Raw genomic sequence first — 20901 nt, forward strand, 5'->3', positions numbered from 1 at the left:
GGTTCGGTTCGCACCTCCATTCTACCGAACAGGAATTTTTAAATGGCCTCTAAGTGCGCCCAGACACCACTCATGCGTAGCTGGGCGCAAATCCGTGCCCCGTTTCCTATCCACCCCATTCCAGGACCATCGCGCCCCAGGTGAGACCCCCGCCGAAGCCGATCAGGCCCAGGACGTCGCCGGGCTTAAGGCACCCCTCGGAAACAGCCTCGCATATCGCAATCGGAATAGAGGCCGCAGAAGTATTCCCATAGCGATCGAGATTGCTATAGACCTTGTTCATCGGGAATTCCAGCGCATCGGCGGCGGCTTCGATGATACGCAGATTGGCCTGATGGGGGATCAACAGATCGAGATCGCTCACAGCAAGGCCAGCCTGACGCGTCACCGCGCTGATGCCGGTAACAAGCGCACAGGTCGCAAACTCACGCACTGCGCGCCCATCCATATACATGGTATGCATCTGGTGCGCGCCATCCCGCAGGAAGGAGTTCAGGCTGCCTACCGTCGGCACCACCAGTTTTTCCCAGCCCGACCCTTCTGAGCGTAATATGCTGGTCATGACGCCGCCGGAGTCGTCACTGCCCTGTACCACGACAGCCCCCGCGCCATCCCCAAAGAGCACGCAAGTCTTACGATCCTGCCAGTCCATCAGCCTGCTCATCGTCTCTGTGCCGATAACCAGCACGGTGTTCACGCTGCCCATGCGGACTTTGCTGACGGCCAAGTCCAGTGCGTACACAAACCCGCTGCACGCCGCACTGACATCCACTGCGCCGGTATCCGTAAGCCCCAGCCGGTTCTGGATCAGGCTGGCCGTGCTGGGAAAAATGAACTCCGGCGTCGAGGTCGCAACGATGATCAGGTCAACGTCCTGTGGCGTGACGCTCGCGACATCGAGCGCTTTCTGCGCGGCAGCGGCTCCCAGGTCGGTGGACGTCTGATCGGGCGCGGCAATGCGCCGCTCCAGAATGCCGGTGCGCGGGAAAATCCAGTTCTCTTCGAGCTGCAGCGACGTCTCGATTTCCGCATTGACCATGATGCGGGTTGGCATTTCCATGCCCCACCCGGTGATGTGCGCGTAGCGTGTATTCGTGGGGCCAAAGTGGTGTCCGTTGCGGTTTGACATGGTGGTTTGTGCCGTCTCCCTTGATGAGTACGCGTGCAGCCGACATCGCACAGGTCATCAAACTCTATTACACGGCATCCACCGCGTATGTCGCAGTACCGGATTCACCGTATCGCTCAAAATGGGTGTAGCAGCCTGAAGTGGGGCGGCTCTACGTTGGAGGATTGCCCCGTCTCAAAGCCAATACGTATTGACGTTGTGTCGCGTTTCGCTGGCGCGTCAGGAAATCAAGGTTTTGAACGGGGGAAGCACGAGTAACGCAAGCTCAATGCAGCGTGTGGTGGTGTTGGATCGAAGCCGTGAGTCCCCGCACTCACTTCGATATTCCATTGTGGCTACCGGACTAGAGGTAACAAGTTTCATTGTATGCGAGTCGAAGCATCGATTCAACGCTCTAGCGTATAGGTTTTGTGAAAATTTTATCAAGCGTGCTGTTATTGGTCATAAAAATCTTTAGAATAAAAACGCATCGAAAATAAGAGGATTTCAGGGATGTTCACTGTAGATGAACACACCGCCATATCGCCCATGGGACTTATTAGCTGCCCAGTTCTTGCCGCAGCAGCGCGAAAAACGCCTCGCGGGCATACCGTTCCTGCCACGGATAGTGCCCGCAGCGGTTCAGCGTGATCAGGCGGAAATCATCCAGCACGCTGCTCAGCGGTTCCTGAATACCGGCCACCGGATGCGGATCGTAGTCGCCGTGAAGCGCCACCACCGGACACCGGATCGAGCGGCCCAATGCAACCAATTCCCCGCATTCGCGCAGCGTGCTCGCTTCCGCCCATACCGCGTTGTGGATATCGGAGTGCACCTCGATCACATCCTGGTCCGGATCGGCTATCAGATCGAAACTGTCCGTTTTGGTTTTGAGCACGCTGCCGATGAACGCCAGTGCCGCATCCCGGTCCGGATCGTCCGGATTATCGAGGCGCTGAAATGCCTCATTGATGGCGGCGCGTTCTGCATCGTTCAGGCGGCTCAGGCGCGTTTCCATGATCGACGGCGCATACTGGTTCTCGTAGACGCCGCTGCTCACCAGGATCAGCTTACGGACTGCGTCAGGATGGCGCGCCGTGGTGATGAAGCCCAGCATCGCACCCCACGACCAGCCGATCAGCGTGATGGGCAGCTTTCCATGCGTGCGCAGAACGTCGTACAGTTCGTTGACCTGCCCATCGACGGATCCCGCCGTTTGCAGCGGTTCCAGCACGCCGAAGCCGTAGGATGCAAGCGCGCGGGCAACCGGAGCCATCGATCCCGGCGCGCCCGGCCCGCCATGAACGACGGCGACGGTATAGGGCGCGCTGCCGTACAGTCTCACATTTTGCATGGTTTGAAGTGCCTTTAGTGTGGCGTGATACCGGGTGATGCGTTGGGTTCCAGGGCTTTCACACCCTCCAGGTACGCGATCATCCGCCGGTGCAGCGCGTGCGGATAGGCGTATCCAAGCTGCTCACCGACCTTGATCGCCACCTGCCGGTACAGCTCGATCGTGTTGAACAGCGCGTCCCAGTTCTCCGCCGCGCTCGCTCCAACATAAGTGTCTTCCAGCGCCCGCCACAGCTCGGGCGGCGTGTGCTGCTTCAGGCCCTTGCCCAACGCACCCGTTTTGACGGACCACCCCGTTTCGAGGCCCATCCGCCATTCCAGCATCTGGCCCACAAACTTGAGCTTCATCACGTGGTCGAGGCTGTACTTGGCGGGCAGCAGTTCGTCGCGCCAGATGTTTTTGGCGACGTAGGTCGCTTCGTGAAGGAAGACCTCGATCCGCTCCAGGTACAGAGCTTCAGCCGGCGGCGTGGGGATGAAGGCCGTGTGGGTGGGGGGTCTGAGACCGCTCGTCAGGCCGTCTTTGTCGAGCAGCACCCGATAGCCGATGTCCAGTTCGTCCGGCAGTGCGGACATTTCCACGACATGGCGCAGCCAGCCCGCTTGAATCACCGTGAAATCGATTTTCAGACGGTCGTTTTCGTACTGCGTGATGTAGGCGAATCGCTCGAAGCCGCCATCCTCGCGCAGCGGATCGCGGTACACGGCCAGCACGGGGCCGAAAGCGCCCAGCCAGGCGCGATCCTCGAAGTAGGGGCGGACGTCCGAAACGGCCAGAATCACGTCGTAGTCGGAAAACGGATCGAGCTGCGCGCCGGGAATCGTGCGGGTGCTGGTGAGCAGCACCGCCCGGACGCTGTCGCGCCGTTCGGCCCACGCGATCAGGTTTTGGATAATGGGATCGTCCATAAGCGCCTGGGTTGGCACTGCTGCTTAAGCCCGGTTCTGCCACGCGGTTTGAAGCTGCTCGTAGCTGACCAGCACGATGCCTTCCCGGTCGATGATGGCGCGCGCCTCCGGCGAGCCGACAAAATCGAAGTCCGTCCGCCGCACGCGCCAGCCGCCCGGATCGATTTCCTGCGATTCCGCACTGCCGAAGCTCGGATGCACCGCCCACTCACTGAGACCTTCGGGCAGATCCCGCAGCAGGTGCGCATAGTGGGCGGACTTCGTGTCGATATCCACGCTGAAGCTGTCCAGCAGATCGTAATCATCCGTGGGCAGACCCTGGCTTTGCACCTGCTCGATAAAGGGGTGCGACGCGACGCGCAGCGCCAGCCCGTATTCCTTTGCCAGTCCCATGGTCAGGTCGAAGATGTCGCTCCGGCCCCCACTGTGCAGACAGTGCCAATCGACATGTGTGGGCTTGAGTCCGGCAGCGAGCACCGTTTCGATCTGCGCTCTGAACTCGATCTCGGCTTCATCGAGCCTCGTGCGCTCCAACATCACAAGCATTCGTTCGATGGTGTAGAAATAGCCGTCCTCGTCCAGCAATGACGGAATCTGTTCCCTGGGCGCGAGCGGTTCCCAGTAGTAGTGGCCGATGTCGCGGATGACCGAGAGGTGAACGCCAAGGCGGACTTCGGGGTTTTCCTGGGCAAGCTGGATCGCGTGGGCTGTGCCCGGCAAAGGGGCCATCAGGCTGGTAGAGCACACGATCCCTGCTTTGAACGACTGGACTACGGCTTCGTTGATCGACTGGTACATGCCGAAGTCGTCCGCATTGACCAGCAGCAGTCGCGCGTCGCCTGGATAGCCCAGGAGTTCGTTCGTACTGGCTTGACGTGCCTGACTCATTTTTTACCCCTGAATTTTTTAACGAAACGATAAGTTGGAGGATCGGGGCGGTCGCGGGCAAGCAGGTCGCTCCGATTCCCTGTGCTGCCCCAAAAAGACAGAAACAGTATGTCACAGAGCGAGAGCGCTATCAAGCCTCTGCCGGAGCCGCGCACGCGTTTCACATGTGGAGTGTGTGGGGCAGTGGAGACGGGGGCAGATCCGGCAGGGCCTACTGCTGCTGGCGGGCGAAGTAGCCCGGCGTAAGCCCGACGATGCGCTTGAAGCTGTGCGTGAAGTGGCTCTGATCCACGAACCCGACGTCCTGCGCCACGTCCGCGAGGGGCATGCCCTGGCGCAGCAGCGATTTACTGTGCCGGATGCGGGTGTGCATCAGGTAGTCGTGCGGAGACAGGCCCATATGCTCTACAAACACGCGCTGAAAGTGGTACGGGCTGAGGTGACACGTCTGCGCCAGATCGTCCAGATTGAGCTTCTGCGCGTAACACGCCTGGATGTAGTCGCGGGCGGGCTGGATGGCACTGTCCGGTACGGCGGGGCAGGGGCGGTCGGTGGCATAGTCGCTGTAGTGCGCGATCAGTTCGGTGAGCAGATGCGCCAAAAGTCTTTCACGCTCGACGGGATCGTGATCGCGTTCGGCCAGATCGCATAACTGCCGGATCACCGCCGCAAGCGGATCGTTCACGACACGGATCGCGGTGAAAACAGGCAGTGCGGATGCCGTTTCATCCAGCGAGGCCACAAACGACCGCATTACCTCCGGCTTGATGCTGATGACGCGATAGAACGTGTTCGTGCCGGTGATGGCGCAGGCGTGAGGCTGCTGCGGATTGAGGACGAACAGCTCGCCCGGCTCAATTCGGATTTCCTCGTGTGGTGTGGTGACAGTACGCGCCCCGCGCTCGACCAGCCCGATACAAAACGACTCGTGGATGTGCCGTGGAAACGTACGGCAGACATCGATCCCTGTCGTGATGTCCAGGTCGGGCAGGTGCACGAAGCGCGTACTCGGTTGGGGCATGGTTTCCCTCTAGCACAGGGCCGGGAAGAATTTGGCGAGCATCACCAGACCGTCACTCTCGGCGGTCACGGCGTGAGGCGTGCCGCACGGGATCACGGTCACCTGTCCCGGCGCATACGGGATAACGCTGCCGTCCAGGGTGCAAATCCCGGCTCCGTCGATGACTTCGTGCAGCTCCCACTGCGCCGCGTGGGTGTGCAGTTCCAGCGTGCATCCCGGATCGACCTTGACCATGTGGCAGCTTAACTGCCCGTTCGTGCTCTCGCCGCGAACCAGATGCTTAAGGTGCACGCCCTTGTACGTGGGGTGCTGCTGCCAGTCGATATCCTCAGTCCGGATCGTTTCCCCCGCCGCCGTGATCGTGCCGTTGTCCATGCAGTTCGCGATAGGTGCCAGTGTCATAACCCGCGCTCCTGTCTGATCCCGATATACACACAGGATACGCAAAAAGCGCGCCACGTTATTGTAATTTCTTGCGGTGTTGGATGGCCTAACGGCGGGATCTCTCGATTATGGCGCGAACGCCTCCCCCGACTCAAACGCCTATGCCAACGCCTCTGGGTGGAAATGTAGTCTAAAGTTTACCAGTTCGTCATAATAATTGAGGCCTTATCAAGACCCCAATGAATTGAGGGAGCAATGCGAGTTTTGGACCCGTATCCCTCCGATGACAGGATACAAGTATGGGACGTTTTTTCCTGCTAGGATGGATTTTGTTTTTGGCTCTAACGGGAACAATCATTATTTGTCGCGCTATAGGACATATTCAAAAATCAGCTGCTTTGCAATCGCACCAATCCTTTATTTGTGAATCAGGAGAATTTTGTTGGAACTCGATTTATCCGGGAACGACATCGCTTGATGAAGCCAAGACTATCCTTTCCAAAACAGGGTTTGTATTTGTTGAACAATCAGCCTATCCACTATGTTGGACAAAACAGGATTTAGGCACCATATGTGTGTTCCAGAATCTAATAAATAATGAAGAACCTGTTGTGACAGTCGAATTATACCCAGAAGATTTGCGTCTTGGAGAAGCTGTTTTGTTATTTGGTAATCCGATATCAGCCTATTTATGTGTAGTGGGCAATGGCCTCAATCCTTATGTTCAGGCAAGTGTCTACTTTTCGAAAAATATCCTTGGCTACGCTGAGCTCCCAACCGGTTATTTACAGCAGCATTTCCAACCCGACATGATTATTAGAAAGATCGCCTTTTTTAACTTCCCCATTCCATTGTATCAATCTCATGCGTTTCCCTGGAAGGGATTTGCTTCTCAGTCAATAGTGGGAGGATGTGGAAATCCTCCAGAGCATCAATGGTATTAAGGCCATAATTTCATCGTCTCAAACCTGATATGGACTACCATTGAAAAAGGCCTCCCATATCGTTGCTCGCCCAACCAATTCTGCCGATTCCCGAACTGACTATCCGAGCGCCCCCGCCGCCGTGATCGTGCCGTTGTCCATGCAATGTGCGATAGGTGCCAGTGTCATTGCCCGCGCTCCTGTCTGATCCCAATATAAGCACAGGATACGGAAAAAGCGCGCCACGATATTGTAATTTCTTGCGGTGTTGGATGTTGGTTCGTCGGTGACGCGCGCGCTAAAAAACGGCAAGGAACGATTGGCCCAGTTTACTTGATCACCTGCCAGACGATTGACGGTCCACGGCTGAGGGAGGATTCTGTCTGGTGGTGGATATATCGGGGGCGTAGTGGATGAACAGCCTGAAGAGTGACACGCCAACGGACACGCCGAGGATATTGGCGGCGAGGTCGAGCAGCGAGGTTCCGCGCCCCGGGACAAAGTACTGCGTCCCTTCCGCGGTGAAGCCCCAGATCAGGCCGCCCACCAGGACGATGCGGGTGGTGTTGGCCGAAGACGTGTAGAGGCTCATGGTCCAGGCCCACAGAAAGCCCAGGATCGAGTTGATGATCACGTGCCCGACGGCGTCGGTGGTTTCCGTGCCGCCAAATAGCTTTGAAACCCACGTGACGGTGGTGCCTTCCCCGGACGGCGACAGCATGAGTGACGCGGCGGTGGCGGTCCAGGTGAGCGTGAGCGCCCAGCGAATCAGGGGATGCTGGAAGTAGGGGGTTAGCCGGTTCAGACGCTTCATATCAGGTCGTTTGTCTTTTCATGAGCCGCACAGGTCAACCTTATCCGGGCCGGTGCTCACTTAAGGGGATGCAGTCACGGATGCCACGGCGCGAGAGTACCAATGGTTAAGTGTACAACAAACGGTAAGATTAGGGCCTGTCCGCTGCAAAAATCACTTGATGAGGCCTGACGTATCCGTGCCAACGATAAAAACCTCGATCACGATCCCCGCCGCGCTGCTCAGTCAGGTGAAAACCCTGGCGCGCCACCTGGACAGCTCTCAAAACCGGGTGATCCAGCTCGCCATCGAGCAGTTTGTCGAAACGTACCGCGTTCGGCTCCCGCTCGATGACGAGGGCGAACCCATCCAGGGACCGCCCGGTCCGGGCGCGCATACCGATCTCGTTGATCGCGCTGCGGAAATCACGTGCAGCGATCCGCAGCGGGTCGTCAATCGCGGAGACGTGTACTGGCTGCAGCGGGAAGGGGCGGACGATGCGGAGCCGGAAATCCGCCACCCCTACGTGGTGATTCAGGAGGACGTGCTTAACCACAGCCGCCTGGATTCGGTCGTGGTGTGCGCGCTGACCTCAAACCTGAAGCGCGCGAGTTATCCCGGCAATGTACTGCTCGATGCAGACGAAGCGGCCCTGCCCAAACAAAGCGTGGTCGAAGTGTCGAAGGTCTCGGCGATCGAAAAGACGCAGTTAGGCGAGTACATCGGCTCCCTGAGCGAGCCGCGCGTCGGCCAGATCCTCGCCGGGATGCGCTTCTTGCAGTCCTCCTATTTCTCCCGCTGAGCAGGTAAAGACCGCTTTACCTCCTTGCAGGCGAGCTTTAACCTGCTCTTGTCGTGCGTTTCACGCGATCCCTGTAAAATGTCGAACGCGTTAGTTTCTGACACGAAAGGGGAATTTGAACGTGCGCAAGCTGCTGCTAATGTTCTTGACTGTCGTGATGGTGGTGGCCGTTGCGGTTCCGGCTGCAATTGCCCAGGAAGACGAGCCGTTCCAGCTTACCATTCTGCATACGAACGACACCCACGCCAGCCATGATCCAAATTCGAGCGGCAACGGCGGCGTCACCCGCCAGGCGGCGGTCGTGGAGCAGATCCGCGCTGCCGTGCCAAACGTACTGCTGATGGACGCGGGCGACCGCTTCACCGGCTCGCTGTTCCATTCGTACTACAAGGGCCAGGATCAGGTCCAGATCATGAACCTGATGGGCTACGACGTGATGTCGCTCGGCAACCACGAGTTCGATCACGGGGACGAGACGCTGGCTGAATTTATCCAGGGCGCGGATTTCCCCGTGGTGACGGCTAACGTCGAGTTCGCCGGGTCGCCGTTGGACGGGCTGGTCGATCCGTACACCATTTTGGACGTCAACGGCGAGCAGATCGGCGTGATCGGCCTGCTGACGGTGGACACGACGCACAAGTCCAACCCCAGCGACGCGTTGGTGTTCAGCGACGACTACGCCGGGATCGCGCAGCAGTACGTGGACGAGCTGACCGGACAGGGCATCAACAAGATCATTCTGCTGACGCACGAGGGCCTCGGCCTTGATGAGATCGTGGCGGAGCAGGTGACGGGCGTGGACATCATCGTCGGCGGCGACAGCCACACGCGCCTGAGCAACCAGTACACGGGCGCGGAAGCCGGTTATCCGGTGGTCGTCAATAATCCCGAAGGCCAGCCGGTTTACATCGTGCAGGCCGACGATCAGAACGAATTCATGGGCCGTCTGAACGTGACGTTCGACGCGAACGGCGTGGTCACGGGCGCAAGCGGCGACCTGATCCTGCTGTCGCAGTACATCGCGCCGGATGACAACATGACCGCCCTGGTCGAAGAACTGCGCGCGCCGCTGGCCGATCTGCTTGTGCAGCCGGTCGGTGAAACCGCCGTGGCGCTCGACAATGAAGGCTCGCTGTGCCGCTTCGAAGAATGCGCGATTGGCAACATGATTGCGGACGCGATCCGCCAGGAAACCGGCGCTCAGATCGCGGTCATGAACGGCGGCGGCATCCGCGCCTCGATCGACGAAGGCGAGATCACGCTGGGTGAAGTGATCACGGTGCTGCCGTTCGGCAATCTCGTCAGCACGTTCGACCTGCAGGGCCAGTACGTGTGGGACATGCTCGAAAACAGCGTCTCCCGCTGGAACTCGCCCGAGGGCGGCACGGGCCGCTTCCTCCAGGTCTCCGGTCTGCGGTTTACCTGGGATCTGAACCAGGAAGTGGGCAGCCGCATCGTGAGCGTGGACGTGTGGAACGACGCCACGGGCGCGTACGAGCCGCTGGACCTCGACGGCGTATATTCGGTCGCCGCGAATAACTTCACGCGGGGTGGTGGGGATGAATATACCATGCTGGCCGAGCACGCCATCGATCCGTATGACTATGGCCGTCCGCTGGACGTGGTCGCGGCGGACTACATCCAGGCCAACAGCCCGGTTGCGCCGGAGCTTGAGGGACGTATCACCGGCCTGAATCTGGTCCGGTAAGCTTCACGACTGCGTAGTCTAATAAAACCCTCCTGGGGCGGGATGCTGCCGCAGGAGGGTTGTTTTTACCTCAGAGCGCTGGCTCCGCGTAATTATCCACAACTCTGTAATGTACAGTGCCGCCTCAATAGATAAATATCATAAAAATGCATGGAGTATGACACTCGACTTAATGGTTACATGTCCCGTACGATAAAAAAGCGAATAGCCAGACTGGAGAAAGTTTATGAAATTTAAAGGCTTCTTGGTTCTGGCGGCTGTCGCTGCACTCTTCACCGTACCTTTGCCGCTCCACGCACAGGACTGTGGTCCCTCCATTTCAGTCAGTCCCACAAGTGGGTTTGCGGGGACCGATTTCACCTTCACCCTGTACTGCTTCACTCCTGGGTCCACTGTGAACGTCCACGTTTCCAGCCCGGATGGCAGCGCCACGTGGGATGGACCCATTGCCATCACTGCGGCGACGAACTACTTCGTCATCTACGTCTATCCCGAAGATCCCGGCGGGATGTACTCGGTGTGGGTCGATGAGGGCGGAGTGATGCTCGCTTCGTCAGCATTCCAGGTGATTGGGGTCGATCCCCCACCGTCTTCGGGCGATTCCAGCCCTCCATCGGATTCCAGCCCGCCGTCTGATTCCAATCCGCCGTCTGATTCCAATCCGCCCGCAGATTCCAGCCCTCCGGCTGACTCGAATCCACCCGCAGACTCTAACCCTCCCGTTGATCCCAATCCACCCGCTGATACGAATCCCCCCGCCGATCCCGATCCGGCTCCTGATACCAGCGCAGACGCGCCGCTCGTGAGCAGCTTTGTTCTGCCCGCCGATGGCCCCTGTCAGATAGCTCCGTGGGGGGATGCCCGTGTGAACGTCCGCGCGACGCCTTCGACCAGCGGCGATCTGGCTGGCAGCTTGCAGCCCTTCACCGGCTACGATGTGCTGGGTCGCGCCGATATGAGCGACGGCACCTGGTACGAGGTGAGCGGCGGCTGGGTGGCTGGCTACGTGACGCAGCAGGGCGGCGACTGTGGCGGTGTCCCGGTGACCTATCCGCAAGGCGCGGAGAGCGACCCGGCAGGGGAACCGGCTGAGGTTGAGGATGCACCCCCCCTCGCCAACGCAGCGGCTCCTCAGCTTCTCAAGTACTCGGTCGATTTGCAGGACACGTTGAGCGACTGCCCGCAGATCGCAGCCGAGGCGCAGGAACTGCCCGTCTACGTCCAACTGGATCTCGCCGCGATGGGTAACGGCTGCGACGAAGCGGACGCGATGCTGGCCGATGTGGTGTTCGGCGTCGCGCCGGAGATCGTGCCGGGCCGGATTCGCTCCGCGATGATGGAAGCCTGCCCGGAAAAACTCGCCAGCCTGTCGTCATACCTGGGCGAGCTTTATGATGACAACGGCGGGCTGTGGCAGCAGGTTGCCAACGGCCTGACCGCCGAGAATGCGTGCACCGTGGAGGAAGAACTTCGCCAGGGGCACCTTCCGCTGGAGTTGTGGCAGGGCAGCCTGGAGACGGTCGTGCAGCTTTCCGCTGCGGTTTGCCTTGACGTAGACGCTGAGCGTGCCGAGGTGCTGCTGGAAAAAGCGCAGGCGATGAGCCTGGACCCGGCAGGGTTGGCCGTAGACTGCGGGCAGATCCAGATCTTAAATTTCGGGGGGCGCAGGCGAACTGTTGAGCAAGACCTGCTCGAAGACGCGCTGCGTGAATGTGGTTACACCAACCCGTTGAGTATCGAGCTGATGCGGCTCGGTGCGTTGCTCGTTAACACGGACATCGCGCGCCTGCTGCGCGAAGCGGACTTTTATGCGTTTTGCGCCGATCCGTTGGGCACGATAAAAAGTTATGAAAAACCCGAGAAGCCGCTCGAAAACGTTCCGCAGTTTAACTGCCCTTTGACTGCCGCTCTGCTCAGCACGTATGGCCCGGAGCTGACCGAACTGGAGTTGTACAGTATTCTGCACAGCCCCAATAGCTGTCAGGCGGCTGTTGACTACATCAACACGGGGCAGGTTCCGGGAATAGGGGGCCCGCTGCCTCACTGTTACAATGCCGGTACGGAGCGCTTCGAGGTGGACGGCGATCCCGTCACCAATCTGGACTGGAACGACGTGCACGCCTGGGACGACTACGTGACGATCCTCAACGATGAGGATCTGTGCGAATACTTCCCCGTGATCATCAATCCGCGCGATGTGGATCGGGATGGCGTGCCGGACGAAGAGGATAGCTGTCCTGACGAAGTGGGCGTTGGGTTGGATGGCTGTCCGGTTGCCTTCAGCCGTGAGAATTCCGCGTTACCAACCGGAACTGCTGCTAATCAAGTGCTCTACGCGCAAGCCGGTGTGCGGCTCGCGCCCGGCGAGGTACGCTGGCTGCCCTATGCTGCGCCCGAAGCGATCGCGCAGGTGACCAGCAGTCTCTTCGCCGCCAATACGGTCGATCACACCATCGCGCTCGCCAGCCTGGAGAACGGCCAGCTCAAGCTGACCGGCGTCGCGCCGGGGCAGACGGTGGTGACCCTGTTCTACACCGATACCAACACTGGTGAGACAGAGTCGGTCGTGTTTGCGATCGAGGTGGCCGAGAGCGCGCCGCCGAACATCGTGCCCGTTGCCGATCAGACCCTGGTCGTTGGCGACATCGTGGATCTTCCCGTGCATTTTGAAAACGCGGACGGTCGCGTGCTGATCCTCACCGCCGAAACAGGCGCGCCAGAGATCGTACTGGCGTTCGTCTCAGCCGCGCCCCAGGTGGTGCACGAGGGGCTGGTCAATCTGATGGCGATCTCGCCGGGTAGCGGTGAGATCACGATCAGCATCATGGAAATGGGCGATAACCCGCACGTCGTATCGACCGTAACTTTCACAGTGAACGTCGTGCTGCCCGGCGCTGCCGCCGCACCTGCTGCCCCGCAGCTTGCACCCATCGCGGCGCAAAGTCTGGCGATTCTGACGGAACTACGCATTCCGATCACCAACAGCGGCGCGCCATTCGATGAGATCGCCGCCGTGTCGTCCAATCCGCAGGTAGCGATCGCGCAGATGGTGAACGGCGAGATCGTGCTCACCGGCGTGCAGCCGGGCATGGCCGTTGTGACGCTGGTTGCGCGTGCCAACGGCGCCGCCAGCAGCGTGATGTTCAACGTCACGGTGACCGCTGCCGCTGCGCCACCACCGCCGCAGGAAGTCGTGCTGGACCCGACGTTGCTGGAAGGAGATCCGCATGCGCTCGTCCATATCCTCGATCTGCCAGCCGATCTGCGGGCGGCTGCCTTCCCGGATGACGCTTCCCGCCCGGTTGCCGTGTTCCAGGCGCAGCCGGACAGCATCTACGTGCTGCGCGGCACCGATCCGGTGCTGCTGCGCGAGGATGCCCACTACGCGGTGCTCGATCCGACCGGGCAGCGAGTGGCGTACCTGACGAGTGATTCGTTCCTGCGCATCCTGGACATTGCGCAGGGGGTGGCCGCTCCGGTGGACGATACGCTGCCGCTGGCCGATTTCCCGCCCGCGTGGTCGCTGGATGGCACGGCTCTCTATCTCACGTTCACGGACGGCATCTATGTCTATGACCTGAGGACGCCCGATGTCGCGCCCCAGCTCGTCATTCCGGGCGGGTCGGCACCTTCAGTATCACCTAATGGGCGCTATATCGCCTATGAACTGGCGCAGGGGGACGGGATCGGGATCTTTGTCGCGGCGCTGGCAAATGTGGCCGAGAGCCGATCGCTGCTGGAAGACGGCGCGACGTGCCTGATGCCCCTGTTCGCAACAAACTCGCTGAGCCTGTTCTTCACGTGCGAAGTTGAGAGTGAGCCTGTGATGTTCCGTGCTGGCATTCAAGGCGTAGAGCCGCTCCTGGTGAATATGACCGGCTGGCATCCTGCACCCGGCCCCATTGACGGCTACTTTGCGTTTGATGACGGCAGCACGATCTATCTGGCGAGCGAGGATCTAAGCTTCGTGGCGCCTCTGGTGCAGATGTCCAACGCGCAGCTCAGTATGCTGCGCTGGCCAAACAGCGTCAGCGCCGAGTAAGGGCAGGCGAAGCGCGGACTACGGCATCACGTGCCTTGTAACCGACTTTCACGCTTGGCGTCGTTCTGGCCGAGAATCAAAACGCCCGCCAGTATCACTGGCGGGCGTTGCCGTCGATGTGCTGAGGAAGCTCGGCAAGGGTTTCGGGAAGAGTCTTTTCTTCGTTGTAACACGGGATCTGGATAATGAGCTTCATTGTACTGGCCTCGATTGCTCACAATTTGCTCTTTATTCTATACTTCGTTTATTCTTTTGCAATTGTCGCTGGTGGGGTGATTTTCCGGGGTCGCCGGTCGTTTCGAGAGAACTCAAGTGGTTCGAGGAACTAACATGAGTGTAAACCGCGCTGAACTTCGCAGTGTTCCGGCTGTTACGCGCCGGGATAAGGTGATCCTCGTTGGCCTCGTCTTTTTACTGTGGGGGCTTCTTTCGTTTACATACCACGCGGTTTTTGTCTCGCCCGACGGCAACTACGATTTTTACCCGCGCTGGTACGGCTCGCGGGCGATGCTGGAGGGCAGAAACCCCTACGACATCGATATGAAAACCGAAAACGTAGCGGGGACGGATTACGAAGCCTATCACCTCAAACACCAGGAACTGCACTTTCTCTACCCGGCCACCATCACCTACATTCTGCTGCCGTTCTGGGGCTTTCCGTTTCCGGTGGCGGTCAGTCTCTGGTCGGGTTTGCAGCTTCTTCTCTTGCTTACACTGCCGTTGGTCGCCTTCTATTTACGCGGCTGGACGTTAAAACCGCTGATCGTCGTGCTGGTCGTCGTGTTCTCGGCGCTGCTTTATTCGTATGCGGTGATCACGTTCGTCCTCGGGCATTTCGTCATCTTCATTCTGGGGTGTCTCGTCATCGCGTGGTGGCAAATCGACGCCAATCACCCGTGGCTTGCGGCGCTGGCGCTGGTGGGTGCGACGATCCGTCCCGAAGGCATGATCTTTGTCGCCGCGATTTTGCTTGAGGTGCTGCTGACGCGCCGTTACAAGATCATTGTGATCTGGGCAGGTCTGATGGCGGGCGTGTTCCTGATCTCGGTGGCCCAGATCGGCTTCTGGATCGGGGACTTTTTACACGGCATCCGTTTCTACCGGGATACCGTCACCGATACCGCGTTCCCGTTGGATGTCCTCGGGGTTCGCAGCCTCGAAACGCTGATCATGCTCGGCGTGGTCGTGTGGGGCGTCTGGCTGCTGTGGCAGCTCAGGGTGATCCCCGCTCGCGAACGGTTCCCGCTGCGCCTGTCCGTGTTCATCCTGGTGATTCTGCTCGCCGTGCGCCAGTCGAAGGATTACACCTACGTTTATGCGCTGCTCCCGATGTGGGTACTTCTAACCACATCAAGACCGTATTCCTGGAATACGGCGCTCGTGCTGGTGCTGCTTGGCATGACGCGTGCGATCCAGACGATCACCTCCACGCCGCTCCAGCCTGCCGACGATCAGCCGGTTGCGGTGCTTCAGGTGACGCAGCTCGTCATGCTGTTTTCGATGCTGGGCCTTGTAACCTACCATTGGCTCCACGACCGGCTGCAAACCTACACCGAGCAGGCGATTTGAGTGATGCAGCCCGCCGACATGGTTCAGACTTCCCAGGCTAAGCCGCGATTTGCGTCGCCCGCATCGATAGCGATCCCTGTGGCGATTACACTGTGGGCGGCCTGCCTGCGGGTGCTGCCCATGCTGCTGTTTGGGGGGCCAACCGCGTATCATTCGGGCGGGCTGTTTTACGCGTTTGCTGCGGCGATCCGAAGCCACGGCTTCGCCATGCCGGAAACCATTCCCCACTATACGAATGGCGGGCTGCCGTTCGCCTATCCACCGCTGGCGTTTTATCTGATTGCCGCCCTCGACAGCATTTTTGAGCAGGGCCCGGTCCTCATCCTGTACGTCAACGTCGTGTTTTCGATTTTGGTCGTCCCGGCGTTTTACCTGCTCACGCTGGCTTTGCCTGACTTTTCCAGGGCGGGGCGTGTGGTCGCCACATTGGCGTTCGCCACGCTGCCTCTGCTCATCGCGGAGCAGCTTCCGGGCGAAGGGCTGGCCGAGAGCACCGGCCTGCTGGTGTTCGTCCTGTTCCTGCGGCAGTTGTTACTGGTGAAGCCGTCGTCCACGTGGATCAGCCGGGCTGGGCTTGGCGTCCTGCTGGGGCTGAACGTGCTCATCGCACCCGGTACGGCCTATGCCGCGCCTGTCATTTACGTGGTTTACGTTCTCGGACGCTTCTTGAAAGCGCCGAAGACCCGTCACGCCCGCCGCCGGATCGTTCTCAACGCGCTTCTCCCGGTGGCCGTGAGCCTGATCGCTGCCAGCCCGTACCTGATCGCGGTGGCATCGCGCTACGGCTTCGGCCTGTTCCTGCGCTCGTTCGGCAGCGAGCATTCGCATCTGGGATCGTCCCTGATCGTGACCCTGGACCTGTTTTTCATGCCGGGGAAGGGATACGTTTTTCCCACGCTAGCCCAGATGCTGACGCTGTGGGGCGTGCTTTACGCGGTGCTGGCTCGCAAGCAGTTTTTGCTGTTCCTCATGCTGTTTCTGGTGCTCGTGCCGAGCGAAGGTCCCTGGCTCTACTCGGTGCCCGTTGGCTTGATGGCCGGACTGGCGTGGCAGGGTGTGATCGTGCCCGGTCTGCGGACGGTTGCCAGCACGGTGCGCCCTGACAGTGACGTTCGCCGGGTGCAAAATCTGCTGTTTACCGGCTTCCTCCCGGTGCTGGTGGCGCTGGCCCCGATCTTTGCCGAAATCGCCTACGACCGGACGACGGCGCCTTTTTACTACGCGTTCGTGACGGATGAAGAACTGACGGCTTTGCAGGAAGCCCAGGCGCACAGCCAGCCGGACGATACTTTCCTCGTCTTCGCAAACGAGATCGAATGGTTCCCTGAACTCACCGATCGTACTGTGCTGAACGTCGTTTATGGCACGGAGTGGATCCCGGACAAGTACCGCGCCATTCGGGACTTCAAACAGCAGTTGGACGACTGCGCGGCGGCGCAAGAACTGCTTCTGATTCTGGAACAGAATGCACGGGCCTATCCTGCCTACTTCCCGCTGCCGGATTATCTCTATATCTCGAAGGAAGCGGAAGACCTCCAGCGTGGCAATCCCGTGGCCAGCGAAGCATTGATCGCGGATCTGCGGCGCGATCCCTCGTTCACGGTGGCGTTCGAAACGCCCACCACGATCGTTTTTGCTTACCACGCCGAGCCGTAGATCTGCGCGCGTGTTGGGCATTCGCAATATAAGGCGTACTCCTGCACGAGAGGCGGCCTGATGCGGGTATAATGGCGGTGTGCAGCCGGGGTTCTCCGAGAGACACAATGCCACCTAAATTTCTGACCACCTCGAAAATCGCGCAGGCGGTGAACGTACATCCCAACACCGTGCGCTACTACGAACAGTGTGGCTACCTCCCGCAGATTCCGCGCACGCGCAGCGGCTACCGGCGGTTTTCCGAGGCGCACCTGGACCAGATGCGGCTGGCGCATCTGGCGCTGCAAGGACCGTTCCCCGGCGGGCGCTCGCTAGTAGAGTCGCTGGTGAAAAAAGCGGCAGCCGACGATCTGGGCGGCGCACTGGAACTGGGCTTCGCCTATCTGGCGCGCGTGCGCGGCGAGCTGATCCAGGCGGATGCGGCGATCGAGTTCCTGGAGCGGTGGGCGCAGGGCAGCTCGTTCGATTTTTCGGACGCGCAGTTACGCATCAAGGAGACCGCGCGCCTGCTCGACCTGACGCCCGATACGCTGCGTAACTGGGAGCGCAACGGCCTGATCAGCGTGCCGCGCGATCCGTCCAACGGCTACCGGCAGTATGGCGCGGACGAGATCGGGCGGCTGCGCGTGATCCGCATGCTGCGGTTGGCGGGCTACAGCATGATGGCCGTGCTGCGGATGCTGCGCCTGTTCGACCGGGACCGGCAGGCCGATCTGCGGCAGGCGCTGAACAGCCCGCTGCCCGACGACGATATTCTGTCCGCGGGCGATACGTGGCACACCACGTTGAAAGCCCAGGAGCGCCGCGCGCTGGGCATCATCGCGCAGCTCGAAACCATGATCGACAAACGCCGCCGCCCCAACTACGCCTGATCCCCGGCGCGGCATCCAACCGTGCCCAACCCTCCAATTGGCATCCAAGGTTTTTGGCATTTCTCAGGTTCAAAAACGGCGCAACCTTCCAACTGTCCCCCACCCCTTTAAACTGGGAACTGTGACCCTGATAGCAGAGGAGGACTTCAAAACTTGTCCCAGGTACACGTTCGCAATTTGCAGAAGTCGTACCAGGTCCCGGTGCGGGAAACCGGGCTGAAGGCCCTGCGCGGAGTGATTCGCCGCCAGCACTCCACCGTAGAGGCGATTCGGGACATCAGCTTCGATATCGAGCCGGGCGAGGTCGTGGGCTTCATCGGGCCGAACGGCGCGGGCAAAACCACGACCCTCAAGATCCTCTCCGGCCTGCTGCACCCCACGGCAGGCGAGGTACGCGTGGCGGGGGAAATTCCCTGGGAGCGCCGGGGCGATTACCTGCGCCAGATCAGCATGGTGATGGGCAACAAAAGCCAGGTGATGTGGGACATTCCCTCGCTGGACTCCTACGCGGTGCTGGGCGAGATCTACCGCATCCCGTCCAGTGAACTTCAGCGGCGCATCGACGAGCTGGCCGCCATGCTCGGCGTGACCGATCTGATCGCCAAGCCGGTGCGCATGCTTTCGCTGGGCGAGCGCATGAAGTGCGAGCTGGTGGCCTCGCTGCTGCACCAACCGGCGGTGCTGTTCCTGGACGAACCGACGCTGGGCCTGGACGTGTCGGTTCAGCGCCGCCTGCGCGAGTTCATCCGCGAGTACAACCGGCGCACCGGGGCGACGATCATCCTGACCAGTCACTACATGGCGGACGTAGAGGCGCTGTGCTCGCGGCTGATTGTCATCCACGAGGGCAAGCTGATCTACGACGGCGCGCTGGCCGGGTTGCTGGAGAAGCTCGCGCCGTTCAAGCTGATCCGCCTGACGCTCGACGGCGATCACGCGGACGGCGCGCTCGACCTGCCGCCGCAGGCCGAGCTGATCGAGCGGGAAAACGGCACGATCACGCTGCGCGCCAGCCGCGCGGATACGTCGGCGGTGACGGCCCGGCTGCTGGGCGCGCTGCCCGTGGTGGATCTCGCGGTCGAGAACCCGCCTATCGAAGCGGTGATCGACCAGATCTACACCGGAGGAACGGTATGAACGTGCGCGCGGGCTGGATGCTGGTGCGGCGCACGTGGTCGTCGTGGATGCAGAGCCGCAGCTTCTTCTTTCTGCTGGCGTTCGGCTGGCTGATCGGGCCGCTGATCTACCTGTTTGTGTGGGCCACGGCGGCGGGGCAGGGCGCGGTGGACGGCTGGACGCGCGGCGAGTTCGTCGCGTACTACCTCGTGCTGATCAACGTCAACCAGATCACGTACTCGCAGACGTACTGGACGGTGGGCATGATGATCCAGATGGGCAGCTTCAGCCGCCTGCTGCTTTATCCGATGGCCCCCGTCTTCGACGCGATTGCATCCGAGATCGCCGGGAAGGTCGTGTATATGACCTTCGTGATCCCGGTGACGGCGGTTCTGGCGCTGATCCTGCGCCCGACGCTCTCGACCACGGTGGGCAATGTCGCGCTGTTCGTGATCGCGCTGGGAATGGCGTGGGCGCTGCGTTTCTTCCTGGGTTATGCACAGGCGCTGCTGTCGTTCTGGTTCACGCGCACGGATGCGCTGCTGGCGGCGCAGGAGGCGCTGGTCTTCGTGCTGGCGGGGCAGATCGCGCCGACCGCGCTGCTGCCCGCGCCGCTCGATCGACTGGCGCTGCTGCTGCCGTTCCGCTACATGCTCGGCTTCCCGGTCGAGCTGCTGATGGGGCGGCTTTCCGGCGCGGAGATCCTGACCGGGTTCGCGCTGCAAGGCGGCTGGCTGCTCGTGGCGCTGAGCCTTTACCGGCTGACGTGGCGGCGCGGCGTGCGGCACTATACCGCGGTGGGAGGCTGAGATGAGACACTACATCCGGTTGGTCTGGAAATTCCTGCGCGCGTCCGTGCAGCAGGAGATCGCTTACCCGGTCAACTTCGTGATCAGTCTGGCGTACGGGCTGATCAACCTCGCGGGCGGCGTGATCGGGATCGAGGTATTGTTCGGGCAGGTGGACGACGTGCGCGGCTGGACCTTCGCCTCGACGCTGGCGATCCTGGGCGTCTACATGACGATCGGGGCGCTGCGCGGGCTGTTCATCTCGCCGAGCCTGGACGCGCTGGCCGGGATGGACGGCGACGTGTGGACGGGGCGGCTCGATTACGTGATGCTGCGCCCGGTGGATATCCAATTCCTGGCGAGCGTGCGCCAGTGGCGGCCCTTCGCGCTGATCGATCTCGCGCTGGGGCTGGGCGTGCTCGTCGCGGCGGTGACGCAGCTCGACGCGACGCTGTCCGCCGGGCGGATCGCGGCCTTCCTCGCGCTGCTGGCGCTGGGGATGCTGGTAATGTACTCGGTGCTGCTGGCCTTCGCCGGGATGATCTTCTGGAGTCCCGGCTTCCTGTTCGGGTGGGTGTTCAACGGCCTGTTCCAGATGGCGCGCTACCCGGTCAGCCTCTATCCCGGCGGGGTGCGGCTGGTACTGACGTGGATCGTGCCGGTCGGCGTGATGACGACCATCCCGGCCCAGGCGTTGACGGGCGATCTCGCGCTGGAGACGGCGCTGGGCAGTCTGGTGTTGGCGGTGGCGCTGTTCGCCGGGGCGACGGCCCTGTTCCGTACCGGCGTACGTCGCTACGCCAGCGCGTCGAGCTAGCACAGTAGCGGCTGCGGTTTCGCAGGGGCGCGTTGCGACGCGATGCGCCCCTGCTATATTAAATGCGCGATCTATGAACTTATAAAACCAAAAACCAGGGCGGGTTAGAAACCCGCCCCTACAAAACCCCGTTGGGCGCTGCCTGTCTCCCC

At 60.7% G+C, this 20901-nt stretch carries 17 protein-coding genes and 1 pseudogene; 10 read left to right on the forward strand and 8 right to left on the reverse strand.

Annotated features, from left to right (window positions below; genetic code table 11):
* Nucleotides 1-106 precede the first annotated feature (106 nt).
* The 6 genes from V7116_RS19225 to V7116_RS19250 all read right to left on the reverse strand — a co-directional run bounded on the left by V7116_RS19225 (nucleotide 107) and on the right by V7116_RS19250 (nucleotide 5681).
* Nucleotides 107-1129 (reverse strand): 3-oxoacyl-ACP synthase III family protein, encoded by a 1023-nt coding sequence (locus V7116_RS19225; protein WP_324393587.1) that lies wholly within the window; start codon nucleotides 1127-1129, stop codon nucleotides 107-109.
* Nucleotides 1130-1667: 538 nt separating this feature from the next.
* A complete protein-coding gene (locus V7116_RS19230; RefSeq protein WP_324393588.1) occupies nucleotides 1668-2462 on the reverse strand; it encodes an alpha/beta fold hydrolase in 795 nt (264 codons plus the stop codon).
* A gap of 14 nt (nucleotides 2463-2476) precedes the next feature.
* A complete protein-coding gene (locus V7116_RS19235; protein ID WP_324393589.1) occupies nucleotides 2477-3370 on the reverse strand; it encodes an aminoglycoside 6-adenylyltransferase in 894 nt (297 codons plus the stop codon).
* Between the two features lie 24 nt (nucleotides 3371-3394).
* Entirely contained in the window at nucleotides 3395-4258 is an 864-nt protein-coding gene (locus tag V7116_RS19240) for a carbohydrate deacetylase (RefSeq protein WP_324393590.1), read from the reverse strand.
* 211 nt (nucleotides 4259-4469) lie between these two features.
* Nucleotides 4470-5279, reverse strand: coding sequence for an AraC family transcriptional regulator (locus V7116_RS19245; protein WP_324393591.1), 810 nt, complete (start codon nucleotides 5277-5279; stop codon nucleotides 4470-4472).
* 9 nt (nucleotides 5280-5288) lie between these two features.
* On the reverse strand, nucleotides 5289-5681 hold the full coding sequence (locus V7116_RS19250; RefSeq protein ID WP_324393592.1) for a cupin domain-containing protein: 393 nt from the start codon (nucleotides 5679-5681) through the stop codon (nucleotides 5289-5291).
* 281 nt (nucleotides 5682-5962) lie between these two features.
* Here V7116_RS19250 and V7116_RS19255 point away from each other — a divergent pair, with 281 nt between their 5' ends.
* Nucleotides 5963-6607 (forward strand): hypothetical protein, encoded by a 645-nt coding sequence (locus V7116_RS19255; RefSeq protein ID WP_324393593.1) that lies wholly within the window; start codon nucleotides 5963-5965, stop codon nucleotides 6605-6607.
* A gap of 316 nt (nucleotides 6608-6923) precedes the next feature.
* Here V7116_RS19255 and V7116_RS19260 read toward each other — a convergent pair whose 3' ends face one another.
* Nucleotides 6924-7400: a VanZ family protein gene (locus V7116_RS19260; RefSeq protein WP_324393594.1), complete on the reverse strand. Its 477-nt coding sequence runs from the start codon at nucleotides 7398-7400 to the stop codon at nucleotides 6924-6926.
* 178 nt (nucleotides 7401-7578) lie between these two features.
* Between V7116_RS19260 and V7116_RS19265 the strand changes: the two genes are divergently transcribed.
* The 3 genes from V7116_RS19265 to V7116_RS19275 all read left to right on the forward strand — a co-directional run bounded on the left by V7116_RS19265 (nucleotide 7579) and on the right by V7116_RS19275 (nucleotide 13931).
* On the forward strand, nucleotides 7579-8181 hold the full coding sequence (locus tag V7116_RS19265) for a type II toxin-antitoxin system PemK/MazF family toxin (RefSeq protein ID WP_324393595.1): 603 nt from the start codon (nucleotides 7579-7581) through the stop codon (nucleotides 8179-8181).
* Nucleotides 8182-8302: 121 nt separating this feature from the next.
* Nucleotides 8303-9889, forward strand: coding sequence for a bifunctional metallophosphatase/5'-nucleotidase (locus V7116_RS19270; RefSeq protein ID WP_324393596.1), 1587 nt, complete (start codon nucleotides 8303-8305; stop codon nucleotides 9887-9889).
* A 394-nt stretch (nucleotides 9890-10283) separates the two neighbouring features.
* The gene (locus V7116_RS19275; protein ID WP_324393597.1) at nucleotides 10284-13931 is read left to right on the forward strand and encodes a hypothetical protein; all 3648 of its coding nucleotides are present in this window, start codon (nucleotides 10284-10286) and stop codon (nucleotides 13929-13931) included.
* A gap of 109 nt (nucleotides 13932-14040) precedes the next feature.
* On the opposite strand, the pseudogene V7116_RS25885 reads toward V7116_RS19275, so the two are convergent.
* Nucleotides 14041-14127 (reverse strand): annotated as a pseudogene (locus V7116_RS25885) (glycosyltransferase family 2 protein); the annotation flags it as partial.
* Nucleotides 14128-14261: 134 nt separating this feature from the next.
* Between V7116_RS25885 and V7116_RS19280 the strand changes: the two are divergent.
* From V7116_RS19280 to V7116_RS19305, 6 genes are all read left to right on the forward strand, one after another.
* The gene (locus V7116_RS19280) at nucleotides 14262-15500 is read left to right on the forward strand and encodes a hypothetical protein (RefSeq protein ID WP_324393598.1); all 1239 of its coding nucleotides are present in this window, start codon (nucleotides 14262-14264) and stop codon (nucleotides 15498-15500) included.
* Nucleotides 15501-15578: 78 nt separating this feature from the next.
* On the forward strand, nucleotides 15579-17156 hold the full coding sequence (locus V7116_RS19285) for a hypothetical protein (protein ID WP_324393599.1): 1578 nt from the start codon (nucleotides 15579-15581) through the stop codon (nucleotides 17154-17156).
* A 107-nt stretch (nucleotides 17157-17263) separates the two neighbouring features.
* A complete protein-coding gene (locus V7116_RS19290) occupies nucleotides 17264-18028 on the forward strand; it encodes a MerR family transcriptional regulator (protein WP_324393600.1) in 765 nt (254 codons plus the stop codon).
* A 153-nt stretch (nucleotides 18029-18181) separates the two neighbouring features.
* Nucleotides 18182-19165 carry an ABC transporter ATP-binding protein gene (locus tag V7116_RS19295; RefSeq protein WP_324393601.1) on the forward strand — a complete coding sequence of 328 codons (984 nt, stop codon included), beginning with the start codon at nucleotides 18182-18184 and terminating at the stop codon, nucleotides 19163-19165.
* Entirely contained in the window at nucleotides 19162-19953 is a 792-nt protein-coding gene (locus V7116_RS19300; RefSeq protein WP_324393602.1) for an ABC transporter permease, read from the forward strand. Before V7116_RS19295 ends, V7116_RS19300 begins: the two co-directional genes overlap by 4 nt.
* Before the next feature lies 1 nt (nucleotide 19954).
* On the forward strand, nucleotides 19955-20749 hold the full coding sequence (locus V7116_RS19305) for an ABC transporter permease (RefSeq protein ID WP_324393603.1): 795 nt from the start codon (nucleotides 19955-19957) through the stop codon (nucleotides 20747-20749).
* Nucleotides 20750-20901 lie beyond the last annotated feature (152 nt).

This window comes from Aggregatilinea sp., assembly GCF_036822615.1.
Lineage (GTDB): Bacteria > Chloroflexota > Anaerolineae > Aggregatilineales > Aggregatilineaceae > Aggregatilinea.

Bases quoted from the DNA above. Each gene is read 5' to 3' on its own strand.
- V7116_RS19235 (WP_324393589.1), bottom strand. From the start codon at position 3,370: ATGGACGATCCCATTATCCAAAACCTGATCGCGTGGGCCGAACGGCGC.
- V7116_RS19230 (WP_324393588.1), bottom strand. From the start codon at position 2,462: ATGCAAAATGTGAGACTGTACGGCAGCGCGCCCTATACCGTCGCCGTC.
- V7116_RS19260 (WP_324393594.1), bottom strand. From the start codon at position 7,400: ATGAAGCGTCTGAACCGGCTAACCCCCTACTTCCAGCATCCCCTGATT.
- V7116_RS19250 (WP_324393592.1), bottom strand. From the start codon at position 5,681: ATGACACTGGCACCTATCGCGAACTGCATGGACAACGGCACGATCACG.
- V7116_RS19245 (WP_324393591.1), bottom strand. From the start codon at position 5,279: ATGCCCCAACCGAGTACGCGCTTCGTGCACCTGCCCGACCTGGACATC.
- V7116_RS19225 (WP_324393587.1), bottom strand. From the start codon at position 1,129: ATGTCAAACCGCAACGGACACCACTTTGGCCCCACGAATACACGCTAC.
- V7116_RS19280 (WP_324393598.1), top strand. From the start codon at position 14,262: ATGAGTGTAAACCGCGCTGAACTTCGCAGTGTTCCGGCTGTTACGCGC.
- V7116_RS19240 (WP_324393590.1), bottom strand. From the start codon at position 4,258: ATGAGTCAGGCACGTCAAGCCAGTACGAACGAACTCCTGGGCTATCCA.
- V7116_RS19290 (WP_324393600.1), top strand. From the start codon at position 17,264: ATGCCACCTAAATTTCTGACCACCTCGAAAATCGCGCAGGCGGTGAAC.
- V7116_RS19255 (WP_324393593.1), top strand. From the start codon at position 5,963: ATGGGACGTTTTTTCCTGCTAGGATGGATTTTGTTTTTGGCTCTAACG.
- V7116_RS19305 (WP_324393603.1), top strand. From the start codon at position 19,955: ATGAGACACTACATCCGGTTGGTCTGGAAATTCCTGCGCGCGTCCGTG.
- V7116_RS19300 (WP_324393602.1), top strand. From the start codon at position 19,162: ATGAACGTGCGCGCGGGCTGGATGCTGGTGCGGCGCACGTGGTCGTCG.